Origin of the sequence: Tropicimonas isoalkanivorans (assembly GCF_900112335.1) — a bacterium.
In the GTDB taxonomy this organism is placed as follows: domain Bacteria; phylum Pseudomonadota; class Alphaproteobacteria; order Rhodobacterales; family Rhodobacteraceae; genus Tropicimonas; species Tropicimonas isoalkanivorans.
In genome coordinates, this window is the sequence record NZ_FOLG01000007.1 from 107,394 (window position 1) to 123,411 (window position 16,018).

Consider the following 16,018-nt stretch of genomic DNA (forward strand, 5'->3'; position numbering starts at 1 on the left):
TCCATGGCCGCCCGGACGTTGGCCTCAGCCGCGCACCCTCAGCACGAGCGTCTGCGCGCCGCGGCCGATTTCGATTTCCCATCCGCGCGGGTCGCCGGAGGCAAGTTGGCTCAGTTCCGCGGCTGTGCGGACCTCCGCGCCATTCACACTCTGGATCGTGTCCCCCGGCCTCAGGCCAAAGCGGGCAGAAACGCCTTCGGCGCGCAGCACGATCACGCCGCTGGACGACAGCGGCAAGTCAAGCTCCGCGATCAGCCGGGGTGTGATTTCCGCCACCAGCAGCCCGTCGAGGGGTCCGCGGCCACCAATTCGGACGGGGTCGGACATCCCGCCATCGGGTGGAGGGCCAACCTCGATCTCCAGATCGCGCTCCGCGCCGTCCCGCAACGCGCGCACATGCACGCTTTTGCCGAGTCCCCGGGTCAGCAAGCGGTAGTTCATCTCGGCCTCGGCGTTCACCGGCAGCCCGTCTATGCTGAGCAGGACGTCCCCGGGGCGAACGCCCGCGGCGGCAAAGCCGCTCTGGGGATGCAACTCGGTCACCAGCACACCCTCTGGCCGGATCTGACCCAGGGCGGAGGCGAGCCCGCCGTCCACCGGCTGCACCGCGATACCCGCCCAGGGCCGCAGGAAGTCGCCATTGCCGCTGCGCGCCTGCGCCACGTATTGAGCAACGAGATTCGCGGGGATGGCGAAACCGATGCCGTTGGAGCCGCCGGACCGGGTCAAGATGGAGGTGTTCAGTCCGACGAGCCGGCCATGCATGTCCACCAGCGCACCGCCGGAGTTGCCGGGGTTGATCGGTGCGTCCGTCTGGATGAAGTAGCCCGGCCCGTTGGTCGCCACGGCCGAACTGCGCGCGGTGGCCGAAACGATGCCGCTCGACACCGTCTGACCGACTCCGAACGGATTGCCGATGGCCAGCACCAGATCGCCCACCTCCACGGCATCGGAATCGGCGAAGTCGAGCGAGGGCAGGTCCTCCGCGCCGTCCAGTCGGATCACCGCGATATCCGCCTCCTTGTCCGACAGGACGACCTCGCCGGCGTATTCGCGCCGGTCGGCCAGCACGACCCGTATGTCGGTCGCCTCCTCCACCACGTGGTAGTTCGACACGACGATCCCGTCGGCGGCCACGATCACGCCGGAGCCGAGGGAATTCTTCACCCGCGGCACCGTCCGCCCGGCGCCGTTGAAGAACTGAGAAAAGAACGGATCGTCGGCGAATGGGCTCGTGCGCAGGTTCTGCACCCATGAGGCGTAAACGTTTACAACCGCAGGCGCGCTGCGCTTCACCACCGGCGAGAAGGAGAGCTGCATCTCGGCCAAGCTATCGGGCGGGCGCGCCTCCTGCGCGGCGAGGGGCGCCAGGGAACAGGCGGTGGCAAGGACGAAGGACTGGCACAACAGGGCGACGCGACGCATCGAGTCTGGCTCCTTTGCAATCAGATGGGTGTGCGTGCGTAGATATGCGCAGCGCACGGTGCTGTTCAACCGGAGCGCGGCACCTGCCATCTTGCGTCGCGCGGCGTTCGCCCCTAGCTGCTGACAACGTCGCCAGAAAGGATGCCCGCCGATGGACCAACCGCTCGATCAGCTCACCGACGCCCTTCTCGATGCCGCCCGCAAGGCCGGCGCGGAGGCCGCTGACGCCATCGCCATCGCAGGCACCTCGATCAGCATCGACGTGCGCGGGGGCGCGCTGGAACAGGCAGAGCGTTCGGAGGGCATCGACATCGGCCTGCGGGCGATCCTCGGTCGGCGCCAAGCCTGTGTCTCCTCCTCCTCGATCACCCCGGAAACGCTGGCAGAAATGGCGGATCGGGCCGTAGCGATGGCCCGCGAGGCGCCCGAAGATCCCGGCGTGGGGCTTGCACCGGCGGAGGCTCTGGCCCGGGACACGGACTGCAGCGTGCTCGACATGGACGACCCAGAGGGTGAGCCGCTGCCCGCCCACATGGAGCGCGCGGCGCGCGAAGCCGAGGCGGCCGCGCTCGCGGTGGACGGGATCAGCCGGGTGGACTCCGCCTCCGCAGGCTACGGCCGAAGGCGGGTGCACCTGGCCACCTCCGGCGGCTTTTCCGGCGGATATTCCCGCACCGATTCAGCCCTCTATGCCGTGGCGATCACCGGCGAGGGTACGAAGATGGAGCGCGACTATTACGGCGAGAGCCGGACGCACAGGTCCGACCTGCCGACGCCCGAAGAGGTGGGCCGTATCGCTTCCGAGCGTACGCTGGCCCGCGCGGGAGCGCGAAAACCACCCACCGGCGCCTTCCCGGTGCTTTTCGACGAACGCGTTGCGGCATCGTTGATCGGGCATCTGCTCGTTGCGATCAACGGCTCCTCCATCGTCCGGGGCGCCTCCTGGCTGCGGGATGCGATGGGCGGGCCGGTGCTCCCCAAGGGCCTGTCGCTCACCGAGCAACCGCGGCGGCGGCGCGGGCCCGCCTCCCGGCTGTTCGACGCCGAGGGACTGCCGACGGCTGAGCGCGACATCGTCCGCGACGGGGTGCTCCAAGGGTGGGTGCTGGACCTCTCCACGGCCCGCAAACTGGGTCTGGAGAGCACGGCGAACGCCACCCGCGGCCCCTCTGCCCCGCCGTCTCCGTCGGCTTCGAACATCGCCCTGACGCAGGGCGAGGCGAGCCGAGACGACCTGATCGTGCAAATGGGGCGCGGGCTCGTCGTGACCTCGATGATCGGCGCCACGATCAATCCCACCACTGGCGACTATTCACGTGGCGCGTCAGGGTTTTGGGTGGAAAACGGCGAGATCGCCTGGCCGGTCAACGAATGTACCATCGCCGGCAATCTCCGCGAGATGCTGACCCGCCTGATTCCCGCCAACGACGCGCGGCCCCACGTGTCGCGCGTCGTCCCCTCGCTCCTGGTGGAAGGACTCACGCTTGCCGGGGAGTGACCTTCAACTCCTGATCGACGCGGCCGTCGCAGCCGCGGAGATCGCGTGCCGGCATTTTCGAACCGAGCAGGCCGTGTGGGAAAAGGAGGCCGGCCAAGGTCCGGTGACGGAGGCGGACCTTGCGGTCGACCGCATGCTTAGGGACCGTCTGACGTCGGCGCGGCCCGATTACGGCTGGATGTCCGAAGAAAGCGAGGACGACGCCGACTCGCGGCTGGCCCGCCCGGTGACGTTCGTCATCGACCCGATCGACGGCACCCGCGCGTTCACCGAAGGGCACCGGACGTGGGCCCATTCGCTCGCGGTGGCGGAGCAGGGGCGGGTTATTGCGGCGGTGGTCTATCTGCCCATGCTCCAGCGGCTGTTCACGGCGGAACGGGGCCAGGGGGCGGCGCTCAACGGCCGTCTGCTTCAGGCGAGCGCACGGCAGACGTTGCAGGGGGCCGACATCCTCGCCGCAGCCCCGGCACTGAAGCAGGAGCACTGGCCCGGCGGCCTGCCGGACATAAAGCGGCATTTCCGCTCATCTCTAGCCTATCGATTGAGCCTTGTAGGACAGGGCCGATTCGACGGGATGTTGACCCTCCGGAACAGTTGGGAATGGGACATCGCCGCCGGCAGCCTCATTGCCGAAGAAGCGGGGGCTCGGGTTTCGGACCGGGCGGGGCTTCCGATCGCTTTTAACTCGCCGCTTCGCCACGCTGCCGGCGTCGTCTGCGCGACCCCGGCGGTGCACACCGCCCTTGTGGACCTGCTGAACCCCTGAGCCGCAGCAGGCGCATTACGGTCGGACGGTTCATGGGAGATAGAAGGGAGCCCTCCCGCCCCTTTCAGACGCCCTGACGGGCGCCGGAAAGCGTTGGGCCGAGCCGCGCCTGCGGCGCGGCGGTCGCGACCATGCCGCCGGGGCGGTGAGAGCGGCACCCCTTACGTGCTTGACGGATCGCCCCGACCCGATAGGGTGCCGCGAAACGGCCCACAGGACTGGAGGATTCAATGGCGCAGCGCCTGCATCTCGTCTTTGGCGGCGAGCTAGTCGACCCGTCGAAAAACGCGTTCAAGAATGTCGACGACATTCATATCGTCGGCATGTTCCCCGACTACGCCACCGCGCATGACGCCTGGAAGGAGAACGCGCAAAAGACGGTGGACAATGCCCACATGCGATATTTCATCGCCCACATTCACCGGCTGCGGGACGAAGAGCAGGAGGCCTCTTCCACCGAAGAACTCGGCTGAGCGGCCGGCCTTGGACGCGCTGACGATCCCTCGTCTCCGCGCCCGGCTTCGTTCGCCCGCGCTGGCGCGGAGGCTCGCGGCGGAAGCGCTGCGCGACGGGCCGGTCGGGCAGGAGGCCCGCGAACGATTGGGGCGAAGTGACGTCGCGCGTCCGCAGGGAATTCTGCTCTGGGTCCATGCACCGCTCGGAACCGATCCCTTGGCCCTGCTCTCGCTTCAGGACTTGCTGGAGCAGGAGCTGGACGAGGTGCATATCCTGCTCACCACGGACGCACTGCCGGAGGCGGTCACAGGCAGCGCGACCGGAACGATGATCAGCCAGCACCCGCCCCTCGAGGCGGACCGCCCGGTTCAACGTTTCCTGGATCATTGGTCTCCGGACGTGTCAATTTGGCTTGGAACAGTGGATAGCCCGATCCTTCTGGGTCGAACGGCAGGGCGAAACATCCCGCTCTTCCTTCAGGATGCCGTCGCTCCGGACGCTGTCGGCGGCCGAGCGCGAAACGTGCAGCGGACCATGTTCGGCCTGTTCGATCGTATTCTGGCCCTCGACAGTCGGCACTCCGACGGAATCCGCGGGCTTGGAGCAATTCCGGCAAGGATCGAGGTGACGGGTCCCCTCGAACGACTACACAAACCACCGCATTCCCTCGAAGCCGAACGCGAAGCGCTGGCAGCGCAGTTGCATGCGCGGCCGGTGTGGCTCGCAGCCTGCCCCTCCGAACCCGAAGTTGGGATCGTCTTGCGGGCGCACGCGCAAGCATTGCGCACGGCCCATCGCCTTCTGTTGATCCTGGTGCCAGTGGCCGACCACATCGGTCCCGCGATGGCCGAGGAACTTGTTTCGCACGGATGGTCCGTCGCGCGCAGGGAGGCTGGAGAGGATCCGGAAAACAACACGGATGTCTTTATCGTCGATTGCCTGGAGGAACTTGGCCTGTGCTATCGGCTGGCCCCGGTGACGTATCTGGGGGGCACCATAGCGGGCGGGGATGTGCAGGACCCAATGGGTCCAGCCACGCTTGGGTCGGCCATTATCGCGGGCCCCGTGGGTGGAAACGAGGAGCCGGCCTTGGCAAAACTGGCGGCGGCCGACGCGTGCCGGCGCATTTCCGGCGCCAAAGATCTCGGGCCGGCGGTCATCGACTTGTTGTCACCAGAGGCGGCCGCGACGCTTTCGCTCCACGCCTGGGACACGGCCTCCGAAGGCGTCGATGTCCTGAACCGGCTGACGCACCATGTGCTCGTCGCGCTGCGCGGCAGGGGACTCTGATGCGCGCTCCGTCATTCTGGGACAGCCCGCCTGACGCGCCGGGCTGGCAGGCCCGTGTGCTTGCGCCGCTCGGCGCACTGTACGCCCGGGCCACCGCACGAAGACTGGCCCGTGGAGAGGGGTTTCAGGCCGGCGTGCCGGTGATCTGCGTCGGCAACATCAACGCTGGCGGCACTGGCAAAACGCCCACGGTGATCGCCCTTGCACAGCGGCTGGGAGACGGGACCCACGTGGTGAGTCGTGGTCATGGCGGGACGCTTGAGGGCCCCGTTCAGGTGGACCCGACCCAGCACAGCGCCGACGCGGTCGGTGACGAACCGCTCCTGATTGCGGCCTTCGCACCGGCCTGGATCGCGCGCGACCGTGCGGCCGGGGTCCGGGCCGCCCAAGCGGCCGGAGCGCGGCGTATCCTGCTGGACGACGGGTTTCAGAACCCGTCGGTCGAGAAGGATCTTTCGATTGTCGTGGTTGATGCCGCCCACGGTTTCGGCAACGGGCGGTGCATTCCGGCCGGACCATTGCGCGAGCCGGTCGCGACGGGCCTTTCCCGCGCCGATCTCGTGCTCAGCATCGGACCGGACGCGATGCAGGCGCGTTTTGTTGAGCGGTGGGGCACCACGCTGAGGGAGGCAGGGCTGCCCCACGTAACCGGCGCGCTTCAGCCCTTGCAGACGGGCATGGACTGGCACGGGCTAGCGGCGCTTGCGTTCGCCGGCATTGGACATCCAGAGAAATTCTTCGCCACCCTTCGCTCGCTCGGGGCGGATATCAGGCGCGCCGAAGCGCTGGACGATCACCAGGCCTACACGCCAGCCCTGCTCACACGACTGGAAAGCGAGGCGAAGGCGCTCGGGGCGCAGCTCGTGACAACAGAAAAGGACGCCGTGCGGATGCCGGCGTCCTTCAGGAGAAATGTCCTCAGCTTGCCCGTTCGACTGGAGCTGGACGACTGGGCACAGCTGGACACGCTGCTCTCCGCCCTGCGCTGACGCTCACGTCACTCTGCGAGCGCGTCGTCGAGCAGCTTCGAGAACTCTTCGTAGCTCATGTTGCTGTATTTCTCGCCATTCACGATGAAGCTCGGCGTGGAATCGATGCCATGCTCCTTCGCGTTGGCCTCGTACCAATCCACCAGCGACTGCGCCTTGCCAGCGTCCTGCAGGCAAGCGTTGACCGTCTCGTCCGACAGCCCCGCCTTCCGGCCAATCTTGCGAAGGTTGTCCGCCACTTCGGCCGGTTCGCCGCCAGCCCAGCCGCTGATGTCCTCAAAGACAAGGCTCTGAATTCCCCAGTACCGAAGGGGATCGCAGCGGGCGACCATGCTGGCCCAAAGGCCGTAGCGGTCGAAGTAGACGTCGCGGAAGATGAAGTGGATCTTGCCGGAATCGATGTAGTTTTCCTTCAACTCGGGGAACACGGTCTTCTCGAAGTTGGCGCAGTGACCGCAGGTGAAGGAGCCGTACTCGATCACCTCCACCTTGGCGTCCGGATTGCCGAGGGACATCTCGACGATTTCGGCGGGGGCCGGTGCCGGCGCGTTTTCGGTTTCGGTTTCGGCAGCGTGGGCCGCCGGAACAAGCGCCTCGGCAGGGCCGGTCGCCGTGGTGCTCATCCAGTAGCCGATTCCGGCGGCGGCCATAGCACCTGCGGCCGTCAGGGTCAGATAACGCTTCATTCGGGTGTCTCCGATTGTCTTTTGCTTTTGTTCAGGACCAATGCCCCCAGGCTGGCGAGGGCCTTGCGCAGGCTGTCGTCGCATACTTCGCCGGCGAGATCTTCCGCCCGTCTGCGGCATGCAGCATTCGGCGCGCGCGGCGCGGGGGGCGGTGGGGGGGCAAACTGCGCCTGGCCCTCGGCAAAGCCGGTGGGCGCGGTCTGGGTGAAACGAATGCGCGAGATCGCGGCGTAGCCGTAGACGGCATTCACCTTTTCCCGCAGCCTGGGTTCTTGCATCTGCAACATGGGCGCATTTGCACCGGTGGTGAGGACAGTCAGCGTGGCGCCGAAACTACCACGGCCATAATTCACCGACACCGGGCGGGCGATTGCGGCAATCTCCTGGCCGACGATCTCCGCCCAGTGCGTCAGGACGCGCGTCTCCGAAAAGCCGCGGGACTCCGTTGCCCGGCGAACTCGCTGAGTGAGGAGGCCCGAGGTTCGCTCGAACCCGCGCATCCGGCGCCTGGGCTTGCTTGGATCTGCTGGTCGCGGGGACATTGCCTGCTCCGACGCCTGACTTCTGCTCACGTTGCGCCTATCTTAGCGACTGGTCCGCTGGGGGCCAGAGGGGCGATGACCGGGGGCATAAAGATTGCGTGACGAATGGGTACAACCGGCGGGCGCCGATCTGATGGACTGGTACGATGGCCATGCACGGGGTCTGCCGTGGCGCGTGGGCCCGGCCGACCGCCGTGCGGGCGTGCGCCCCGATCCCTACCGGGTCTGGCTCAGCGAAGTGATGTTGCAGCAGACGACGGTAGCTGCGGTGCGGGAGAAGTTTCGCCGCTTCACTGAGATCTGGCCAGATGTGCGTTCGCTGGCGGCGGCGGAGGACGCGCAGGTGATGGCCGAGTGGGCGGGACTTGGGTACTATGCGCGCGCGCGCAACCTGCTCCAGTGTGCCCGGGTCGTGGCCAATGACCTCGGAGGACGGTTCCCGGAAACGCGCGAGGGGCTGCTGGCCCTTCCCGGCATCGGTCCCTATACGGCCGCCGCGATCGCGGCCATCGCGTTCGACCGGCCGGAGACTGTGGTAGACGGCAACGTTGAGCGGGTGGTGGCGCGGCTGTTCGATGTGGACACGCCGTTGCCGAAGGCAAAGCCGGAGTTGACACGCCTGGCCGGTCTGCTGACGCCGCAGGCGCGACCCGGAGATCACGCACAGGCGATGATGGACCTCGGGGCCACGATCTGTACGCCGAGGTCTCCCGCCTGCGGCATTTGCCCGCTCATGGCCTCGTGCGCGGCCCGTGCCACTGGCCGCGCCGCGGACTTGCCCAGGAAAGCCGAAAAGAAACCAAAGCCCGTCCGCCTTGGCATCGCCTACGTGGCCCGCCGGAGCGACGGGGCGTTGTTGCTGGAAACCCGGCCGGAGCGCGGCCTGTTGGGAGGAATGCTGGGCTGGCCGGGTTCGGACTGGGGGGAGTCGCCGGAAGCAGCGCCACCAGTCGCTGCGGAATGGACGGTGCTCGGCGGGGACGTGCGCCATACCTTCACCCATTTTCACCTGAGGCTGGCTGTAGAGGTCGCGAGCGTCGATCTCGATTGCCGACCGGAGCGCGGTACGTTCGTCCCGGCGCGAGACTTCCGCCCGTCCTCCCTGCCGACCGTGATGCGAAAGGTCTGGGCAATTGCCGGGCCTGCGCTGACGCACCTCTGACGGTGGCGCACGGGTGCCATGAAGCGGGAGGGGGCTCTGCCCCCGGCGCGGCGAGCCGCCCCCCCCCCCCCCCGGGATATTTTTGGACACAAGAAATCGGGAGAACAGGAAAAAATATGCCCCGCCTTTTGACAAGGCGGGGCCAGGTGGGTGCCAACTGTGTCAGGCCACAGGCACCGGCGGTTACTTGAATGTCAGCTGGGGCGGGCGCGCATTTCGGCGCGAATCTGCTGGCGGAGGACGTCGATCGGCACCGGCTTTCCGTCGCGCCGGAAGTGCCAGTAGGTCCAGCCGTTGCAGGAGGGGGCGCCTTCGAGCGCAGCCCCAACCTGGTGGATCGACCCGCGGGTTTCGTCGGCGATCAGGGTGCCGTCGGCGCGGATCTTGGCCGCTTTGCCGTTGGCAGAAGTGAGGATTTCCCCCGGCCGCAACATCCCGCGCTCGACCAGTTGGCCGAAGGGAACGCGCGGCTCGGCGCGGCGAGAGGTCGAGACCTGCAGCGCTTCCTTTTCCAGACGCCGGACCGTGGCGATGCGGGCCTCGGCGACCTTTCGGTAGGACGGCTCCCGCTCGATCCCGATAAAGTCGCGCCCCAGCATCTTGGCGACCGCGCCGGTGGTGCCGGTGCCGAAGAACGGATCCAGCACGACGTCGCCCGGGTTGGACGTGCCGATCAGAACACGGTGCAACAGGCTCTCGGGCTTCTGCGTCGGATGGGCCTTATCGCCGTTGGCGTCCTTGAGCCGTTCGCCGCCGTTGCAAATTGGCAGGACCCAGTCCGAGCGCATCTGCACACCCTCGTTGAGAGCCTTCAGCGCCTCGTAGTTGAAGGTGTACTTGCTGGTTTCGGACTTGCCGGCCCAGATCATCGTCTCGTGGGCGTTGGTCAGCCGCTTGCCGCGGAAATTCGGCATGGGGTTCGCCTTGCGCCACACGACGTCGTTCAGGATCCAGAACCCCGCGTCCTGCATCTTGGCACCCACGCGGAAGATGTTGTGGTAGGAGCCAATCACCCAGATCGCGCCGTCGGGCTTCAGCAGCCGGCGCGCCTCGGCCAGCCAGCTTTCGGTGAAGGCGTCGTAGGCAGCGAAGGAGGCGAAGCTGTCCCAAGCATCATCCACGGCATCGACCATGGAATTGTCCGGCCGGTGCAGCGTGCCCTTGAGCTGCAAGTTGTACGGCGGGTCGGCAAAGATCAGGTCAACGGACCCTTCGGGGAGCTTTCGCATCTCCTCGACGCAGTCACCGGCAAGGATCGTGTTAAGGGGCAGCGTTCGCGCCGCTGCCTGGGTCTTCGTTTTCGTCATGTCTGCCTCTGTCACAGCACCGGGTTCGCCCCGACGTCCGACGTTGTGGACAGAATGAGTCAAAGGTGATTCGCCGTCAAATTCTTTATTGAATCAAGCACTTGGCGTTTTGACTTGATACAAGATATTGCGCACGGGGGCGAAAGAACGCCTATGGTGTGGGGTGATCCCAAGATTTTGAAGTGCCAGCTTGTGTTCCGGCGTCGGGTATCCCGCGTTCCGTTCCCAGCCGTAGCCAGGGTGTTGTTGCGCCAAATCCACCATGAGGCTATCGCGCGCCACCTTGGCCACGATCGACGCGGCGGCGATTGACAAACAGAGCGCATCGCCCCCGACGACCGTTTGCGCGGCGCAGGGCAAGTCGGGGGGGAGCCGGTTGCCGTCCACCAGTGCAAAGTCCGGCTCTTGGGCGAGAAGCGACAACGCCCGGGCCATGGCGAGTTGCGAGGCGTGAAGGATGTTGAGGCGCTCGATCTCCTCCACGCCGACATGAACGATGGCGACCTGCGCGGTCTGGTGAATTTGCTGCGCAAGGGACATCCGGCGTTTTGCCGAGAGCTTCTTGCTGTCGTCCAGTCCATCGGGAATGCAGGTGCGGTCCAGCACCACGGCTGCGGCCGTTACCGGGCCGGCCAGCGGGCCGCGTCCGACTTCGTCCATACCGACGACGAAGCGGGCACCACGGGCCCAGGCGGCCTGTTCGAAGGCGAGATGGGGACTCATGCCCTCTACCCAACCCGAGATGCCGCGGGTTTCAAGACGGAAAATGGCAGAAGGGCCAAGCCCTCCTGCCATTCCGGCGCGGCGCAAGATTGGCTCGCGCCCTGCCCGCAGGTATCGCCGGGTGGGGGACCGGCGTGGCCCGCGCCTCAACGAATTCGGTAGCCGTTCCTTTGAAGGCAATCGCTGTTCCATGCCCTGCGGTTCTGGATGTCGCCGGGCATGTCGAGGATTCGCTCGCATTGCGTGGGAAGGCCGGCGGTGCGTATGCCCGACCGTTCCAGACAGGCCCGCGTCACGAACTCCCGGTAGCTACCATCGGAGCGGAAGGTGCGCTCGCAGGTCCGCGGTACGATGCGGTACACATCCTGGACGCGCGGCGGTTTCGCAACGGGCGCACGCGAGGTGTGCGGCGCTCCGGACCAGGGTCGGTAGGGCTGAATGAGCGGCGAGCGGTGCTGGTTTTGCGGATAGGGATACCTGTAGGTCTGCTCGCTCGGACGCCAGTCGCGACGGTCGTTCTTGCGGTCGTCTTTCTTTTTCTCCTCTTCCTGACGATCATGGATGGACTTCGCGAGAACGGCCGCGATCCCGACACCGACAAGCAGTTTGGCTAGGTCGCCCTGCTCCAAAGCCTGCGCTGGTCTGGGAGCCAGTGTCCCGAGCGCCAGGGTGGCGGAAAGGGCGGTCGCGGCGATGGTTTTAAACATGGCGGTTTCCTGTTCTGGACGGGCGTTTGGCCGGCAGCGGGGGCCACGGGCGGTGTGGGGAGAACATTGGGTTCACCGCCAAATCAGGCAATATCACCCGGACGCTATCGGATAACCAATGCCGCAACCTATTAGGGTTATTGAATATCGTGGCGTTTGCCCGCAATGTCGCCGCATGAGACACCCTGCCCTTCTCCCTGCTCTGGCAATGGTCCTGGCGCTCGTTGCGGGCACCGCCCAGGCCGGCTGCTACGCCGATTACAAGGCGAAGCGGGACAAACCGCTGCGGCTCCACTATGGAACCATCCAACTGCGCGGCAAGGATTGCTCCAAGGCGGCCGCCGAGCGACAGATTCCCAAGCGGATCGCGTCCGATGGCTGGACTCTTCTGACCGTTCTGGGCGTGTTCGACGAAAGCGGTCTGGGGAAAAGGAAAGACAGTGCCGGCAAGTTCCATCTCCGTTACTGACGCGCTGAAGGCGGGAAACAGGGTCGTCGCCTTCGGTATCGCCGCCATCGTGGGCATCCTCGTGCTGACGGCGGGCCTATTGTTTTGGAGCCTGCCAGATGCCGGTGCCTTCAACTCCCGGGTGGAGCGGATCTTCGTTGCGAATGACGACCTGACATCCGGGGCCGAGATCAAGCTTCTGGAAATCCTTGCGGAAAGCGGAACCTCCTTCGCCGACGTGTTGCAGAGCTACCGGCAGATCATCTTCGTTCTGCTGGTGCTGGCCACCGCGCTGTTGATCGCCGCCCTTGTTCTGCTGGTGATGATCGTGGCGCTGAACCGGCGGATGGGGGAGATCGAGCGGCAGGGCATCCAGGTGACGGACCTGATCATCAGCCGCGAGGAGCGGCTGGTCTTCATCAACAACATGGAATTCAAGCTTACCGAGGCCGCCATCGAAACGCTCGCCGTTCTGGCGGAGGCACGGATGGACGAGGAAGTTCTCACCGGTGCCGAGTTGGAGGCGATGATCCAGGGCCGTGCGCCGGAGGAATGCGAAGAGGCTGCGGGAGCCACGCGAATCAAGCGGCTGCGTGATTCCCTCGGCAACCAGATGGTCAGCGCGCTGCTGGTGCGCAACATCGCTCGAAAGGGGTATGTGCTGGCGATCAATAAGGATGTGATCCGTATGATCTGAGCCGTCGGCGCGGCCAGTCGCCCCGCCGGAAGCGATGTCAGCCTTAGGTCCCTGAACGAACAGGCTTTCCTCCGGGCCAATGATCGTGCCAGTCTTGCGGTCATCGGAGGAGAGCGCCGTCCTGGCGCTGCAAGATACGAGAACAGGGGCAGGCCATGACCCACATCCTCGCCATCGACCAGGGAACCACGTCGAGCCGCGCGATACTCTTCGACAAGGACATGAAGATCATGTCCGTCGCTCAGGAGGAATACCCCCAGATCTACCCCGCCTCGGGCTGGGTGGAGCACGACCCGGAGGACATCTGGAATTCGGTGCTACGGACGTGCCGCGAGATTATCGGGCAATGTGAGTTAAAGGCCTCCGACGTCGTGGCGATCGGCATCACCAACCAACGGGAAACGACGCTGGTCTGGGATCGCGAGACGGGCGAGGTGATCCACAATGCCATCGTCTGGCAGGACCGCCGAACCGCACCGATCTGCGAGGAGTTGCGTGCCGCGGGTCACGAGCCCGACGTGACGGATAAGACCGGCTTGCTGCTGGACCCTTACTTTTCGGCCACGAAGCTCAAATGGCTGCTGGACACTGTACCGGGAGCCCGGGATCGGGCCAAGGCCGGAGAGCTGCTGTTCGGCACAGTGGACTGCTTCCTGATCTGGCGCCTGACCGGCGGCAAGGTGCATGCGACGGACGTAACCAATGCCTCCCGCACATTGCTCTACAACATTCACCGAGGTGGATGGAGCCGGCTCATGTGCGAGCTTCTCGACATTCCAGTGGAGATGCTGCCCGACGTGCGCGACTGCGCCGCTGATTTCGGCGAGACCGATCCGGAGATCTTCGGGGAGGCGATCCCGATATTGGGCGTTGCGGGTGACCAGCAAGCGGCCACCATCGGGCAGGCATGTTTCCAGCCCGGCATGATGAAATCGACCTACGGGACTGGGTGCTTTGCGCTTCTCAATACCGGCGACACCCCGGTTGCGTCCAAGAATCGCCTGCTTACAACCATCGCCTACCAGTTCGACGGCAAGCCGACCTATGCGCTCGAGGGCTCTATCTTCGTCGCCGGGGCGGTGGTGCAGTGGCTGCGGGACGGGCTGAAGATCATCAGCGCCGCGCCCGAGAGCCAGGATCTGGCGGAAAAGGCGGACCCGACGCAGAACGTAATCCTTGTGCCCGCCTTTACCGGCTTGGGGGCGCCCTACTGGAACGCCGACTGCCGCGGTGCGATCTTCGGGCTGTCGCGCAATTCCGGACCGGCGGAACTTGCAAAGGCCGCCCTGGAGAGCGTCGGCTACCAGACCCGGGACCTGCTGGAAGCGATGCGAGCCGATTGGCCGACCGACGAGCCGGACGCCGTCTTGCGAGTCGACGGCGGGATGACCGCGAGCGATTGGGCGATGCAGTTCCTGGCCGATATCATTGGCGCACCGGTGGACCGCCCCGAGATTCTGGAGACAACTGCGCTCGGCGCGGCCTGGCTGGCTGGGATGGAGGCAGGGCTCTATCCCGCGCGGGAGGAATTCGCAGAGCGCTGGTCCCAAGAGCGTCGCTTCGAGCCAGCGATGGCGACCGAGGAGCGGGACACGCGGTACGAGGCCTGGAAGCGGGCGGTCCAGGCGGCGATTTCGGCGGCCTGAGCGGACGGAGACCCGGCCCGCCTCAGAAGGTAGCGCTGCGGCGCACCGGCCCCGGCGCGGGTCGCTCGGCGAGCATTTCCGCGATCCCTGTCTGGAGGGGCATGGTGGCGCGGAAACCGATTTCCTTTTCAGCCCGCCTTGGATCACCTGCCGAATGGCGAATATCGCCGAGGCGGGTCGGCCCAAAAGCGATCGGCACCTGGGACCCGGCTTCGCGGTTCACCAGTCGGGCCAGATCAAGGATGGAGATCGCCTCCCCCGAGCATATGTTCAGCACCGAATACATGCCCGGCTTTGAATTGACGGCGGCCTTCATTGCCGCGAAGAGCGCTTCTGCCACCTCGCCCACGTGAATGAAATCGCGGGTCTGCCCGCCGTCCCCGTTTACAGTCAGCGGCGCACCGTTCCGCGCGCCCTCCACGAACCGCGTCAGGACGCCGGAATAGGGGGAATTGGGCGACTGGCCCGGGCCGAAGATGTTGAACGGCCGCACGGCGATGCAGCGCGCACCCCACAGGTCGGCCGCCTCCTTCATGTGACGCTCGCTGCCCAGCTTGTCGATGGCGTAGGACGAGATCGGCGCGGGAACCGCGTCCTCCCTTACGGGTAGGTCCACCTGCTCGCCATAGACCGCTGCCGACGAAGTGAAGACAACAGGCAGGTCGCCGGTGGCCTCAAGCAGCGTAACCGTACCCTGGAGATTTGTCCGGCTCGCTTCTGCGCGGTGGGTCGTGCAGAGCTCGACCGACGAAATCGCTGCGAGATGAAAAACGCCGGTCACCCCCTGGAGGGCCTTATCTATCGCCCTTCGGTCGCAAATGTCGCCTGTGATCAGTTCCGCGGTCGGAGGCAGGCGAGCCGGATCGCCGGACGACAAGTTGTCGAGAACGACGATCTCGACGCCGCTGGCCTCGAGATGATGGCAGAGTGCGGCGCCGACGAACCCGCAGCCGCCGGTGACAAGAAACCTCTGGGGGTCGGCTCGGGTGTCAGACTTCGTCCTCGTCATCTTCACTACTGTTCATGTTGTATTCGTGGTGCGCAATGGCATCTTCGACGTTGTCGTAATAAACGAGCTTTCCGTTTTCCAAAACCGCCCCTGACGTGCAGATTTGGCGCAAAAGCTTCATGCCGTGACTGACAACGATGGCGCTGCTCTTCGACAGGCGATCGAGAAAGTACTCCTTGCTCTTCGCACGGAAGGACGCATCCCCCACCGCGGTGCTCTCGTCAACAAGGTAGGTGTCGAAATCCACGCCCATGGACAACCCGAATGCCAACCGAGCGCGCATCCCCGACGAATACGTGCGCACGGGCATGTGGAAATGCTCACCCAGTTCGGCAAACTGGGCGACGAATTCCAGAAGTTCGTCGGTGTCCACGCCGTAGACGCGCGCAATGAAGCGGATGTTCTGCGCGCCGGTCAGTTCCCCGTGGAAGCTCCCTGCAAAGCCGACCGGCCACGAGACGGTGCCGTCCGAACTGACGGTGCCGCTGTCGGCGGCCATGGTGCCGGCGATGATTTTCATCAGGCTGGATTTGCCGGCCCCGTTCCTCCCCACCAAAGCGACGCTCTGGCCCGTTGGAAAGACCGCGTTAACGTTGTCCAGCACCACCTTGGAGGTGCCGGCGGTGTTGAACGTCTTGCTCAGGTTCGTCAGTCTGATCACCGGGCC

At 65.7% G+C, this 16,018-nt stretch carries 17 protein-coding genes; 9 read left to right on the forward strand and 8 right to left on the reverse strand.

The genetic code is table 11. The annotated features are described in order from the left end of the window. Positions 1-24 precede the first annotated feature (24 nt). On the reverse strand, positions 25-1,425 hold the full coding sequence (locus BM075_RS12910; RefSeq protein WP_093361101.1) for a trypsin-like peptidase domain-containing protein: 1,401 nt from the start codon (positions 1,423-1,425) through the stop codon (positions 25-27). Positions 1,426-1,576: 151 nt separating this feature from the next. On the opposite strand from BM075_RS12910, the gene BM075_RS12915 reads away from it, so the two are divergent. From BM075_RS12915 to lpxK, 5 genes are all read left to right on the forward strand, one after another. After that, complete coding sequence (locus tag BM075_RS12915) at positions 1,577-2,923, forward strand: TldD/PmbA family protein (RefSeq protein ID WP_093361102.1); 1,347 nt, start codon at positions 1,577-1,579, stop codon at positions 2,921-2,923. Then, positions 2,910-3,689: an inositol monophosphatase family protein gene (locus BM075_RS12920; RefSeq protein ID WP_093361103.1), complete on the forward strand. Its 780-nt coding sequence runs from the start codon at positions 2,910-2,912 to the stop codon at positions 3,687-3,689. The genes BM075_RS12915 and BM075_RS12920 overlap by 14 nt, the downstream gene beginning before the upstream one ends. 230 nt (positions 3,690-3,919) lie before the next feature. Beyond that, complete coding sequence (locus BM075_RS12925; protein ID WP_093361104.1) at positions 3,920-4,162, forward strand: DUF4170 domain-containing protein; 243 nt, start codon at positions 3,920-3,922, stop codon at positions 4,160-4,162. 10 nt (positions 4,163-4,172) lie between these two features. Next, positions 4,173-5,435 carry a 3-deoxy-D-manno-octulosonic acid transferase gene (locus tag BM075_RS12930; RefSeq protein WP_177208340.1) on the forward strand — a complete coding sequence of 421 codons (1,263 nt, stop codon included), beginning with the start codon at positions 4,173-4,175 and terminating at the stop codon, positions 5,433-5,435. Continuing rightward, positions 5,435-6,424, forward strand: a complete 990-nt coding sequence (gene lpxK / locus BM075_RS12935; RefSeq protein ID WP_093361106.1) for a tetraacyldisaccharide 4'-kinase — start codon at positions 5,435-5,437, stop codon at positions 6,422-6,424. Before BM075_RS12930 ends, lpxK begins: the two co-directional genes overlap by 1 nt. Before the next feature lie 8 nt (positions 6,425-6,432). On the opposite strand, the gene BM075_RS12940 is transcribed toward lpxK, so the two are convergent. Beyond that, complete coding sequence (locus BM075_RS12940) at positions 6,433-7,110, reverse strand: DsbA family protein (protein ID WP_093361107.1); 678 nt, start codon at positions 7,108-7,110, stop codon at positions 6,433-6,435. After that, positions 7,107-7,652, reverse strand: coding sequence for a DUF721 domain-containing protein (locus BM075_RS12945; protein ID WP_093361108.1), 546 nt, complete (start codon positions 7,650-7,652; stop codon positions 7,107-7,109). Before BM075_RS12945 ends, BM075_RS12940 begins: the two co-directional genes overlap by 4 nt. Before the next feature lie 133 nt (positions 7,653-7,785). Here BM075_RS12945 and BM075_RS12950 point away from each other — a divergent pair, with 133 nt between their 5' ends. Continuing rightward, complete coding sequence (locus BM075_RS12950) at positions 7,786-8,814, forward strand: A/G-specific adenine glycosylase (protein WP_093361109.1); 1,029 nt, start codon at positions 7,786-7,788, stop codon at positions 8,812-8,814. Between the two features lie 194 nt (positions 8,815-9,008). Here BM075_RS12950 and BM075_RS12955 read toward each other — a convergent pair whose 3' ends face one another. The 3 genes from BM075_RS12955 to BM075_RS12965 all read right to left on the reverse strand — a co-directional run bounded on the left by BM075_RS12955 (position 9,009) and on the right by BM075_RS12965 (position 11,551). Next, entirely contained in the window at positions 9,009-10,121 is a 1,113-nt protein-coding gene (locus tag BM075_RS12955) for a site-specific DNA-methyltransferase (protein WP_093361110.1), read from the reverse strand. A gap of 93 nt (positions 10,122-10,214) precedes the next feature. Continuing rightward, on the reverse strand, positions 10,215-10,844 hold the full coding sequence (locus BM075_RS12960) for a ribonuclease HII (RefSeq protein WP_093361111.1): 630 nt from the start codon (positions 10,842-10,844) through the stop codon (positions 10,215-10,217). 146 nt (positions 10,845-10,990) lie between these two features. Next, the gene (locus tag BM075_RS12965; RefSeq protein WP_093361112.1) at positions 10,991-11,551 is read right to left on the reverse strand and encodes a hypothetical protein; all 561 of its coding nucleotides are present in this window, start codon (positions 11,549-11,551) and stop codon (positions 10,991-10,993) included. Between the two features lie 175 nt (positions 11,552-11,726). Between BM075_RS12965 and BM075_RS12970 the strand changes: the two genes are divergently transcribed. The 3 genes from BM075_RS12970 to glpK all read left to right on the forward strand — a co-directional run bounded on the left by BM075_RS12970 (position 11,727) and on the right by glpK (position 14,342). Further along, a complete protein-coding gene (locus tag BM075_RS12970; protein ID WP_093361113.1) occupies positions 11,727-12,020 on the forward strand; it encodes a hypothetical protein in 294 nt (97 codons plus the stop codon). Then, a complete protein-coding gene (locus BM075_RS12975; RefSeq protein ID WP_093361114.1) occupies positions 11,992-12,696 on the forward strand; it encodes a winged helix-turn-helix domain-containing protein in 705 nt (234 codons plus the stop codon). Before BM075_RS12970 ends, BM075_RS12975 begins: the two co-directional genes overlap by 29 nt. 155 nt (positions 12,697-12,851) lie before the next feature. After that, on the forward strand, positions 12,852-14,342 hold the full coding sequence (glpK, locus tag BM075_RS12980) for a glycerol kinase GlpK (RefSeq protein WP_093361115.1): 1,491 nt from the start codon (positions 12,852-12,854) through the stop codon (positions 14,340-14,342). Between the two features lie 22 nt (positions 14,343-14,364). Here glpK and BM075_RS12985 read toward each other — a convergent pair whose 3' ends face one another. Both BM075_RS12985 and BM075_RS12990 read right to left on the reverse strand, forming a co-directional pair. Further along, a complete protein-coding gene (locus tag BM075_RS12985; protein WP_093361116.1) occupies positions 14,365-15,351 on the reverse strand; it encodes an NAD-dependent epimerase/dehydratase family protein in 987 nt (328 codons plus the stop codon). After that, positions 15,332-16,012, reverse strand: coding sequence for an ABC transporter ATP-binding protein (locus tag BM075_RS12990; protein ID WP_093361117.1), 681 nt, complete (start codon positions 16,010-16,012; stop codon positions 15,332-15,334). The genes BM075_RS12985 and BM075_RS12990 overlap by 20 nt, the downstream gene beginning before the upstream one ends. Positions 16,013-16,018 lie beyond the last annotated feature (6 nt).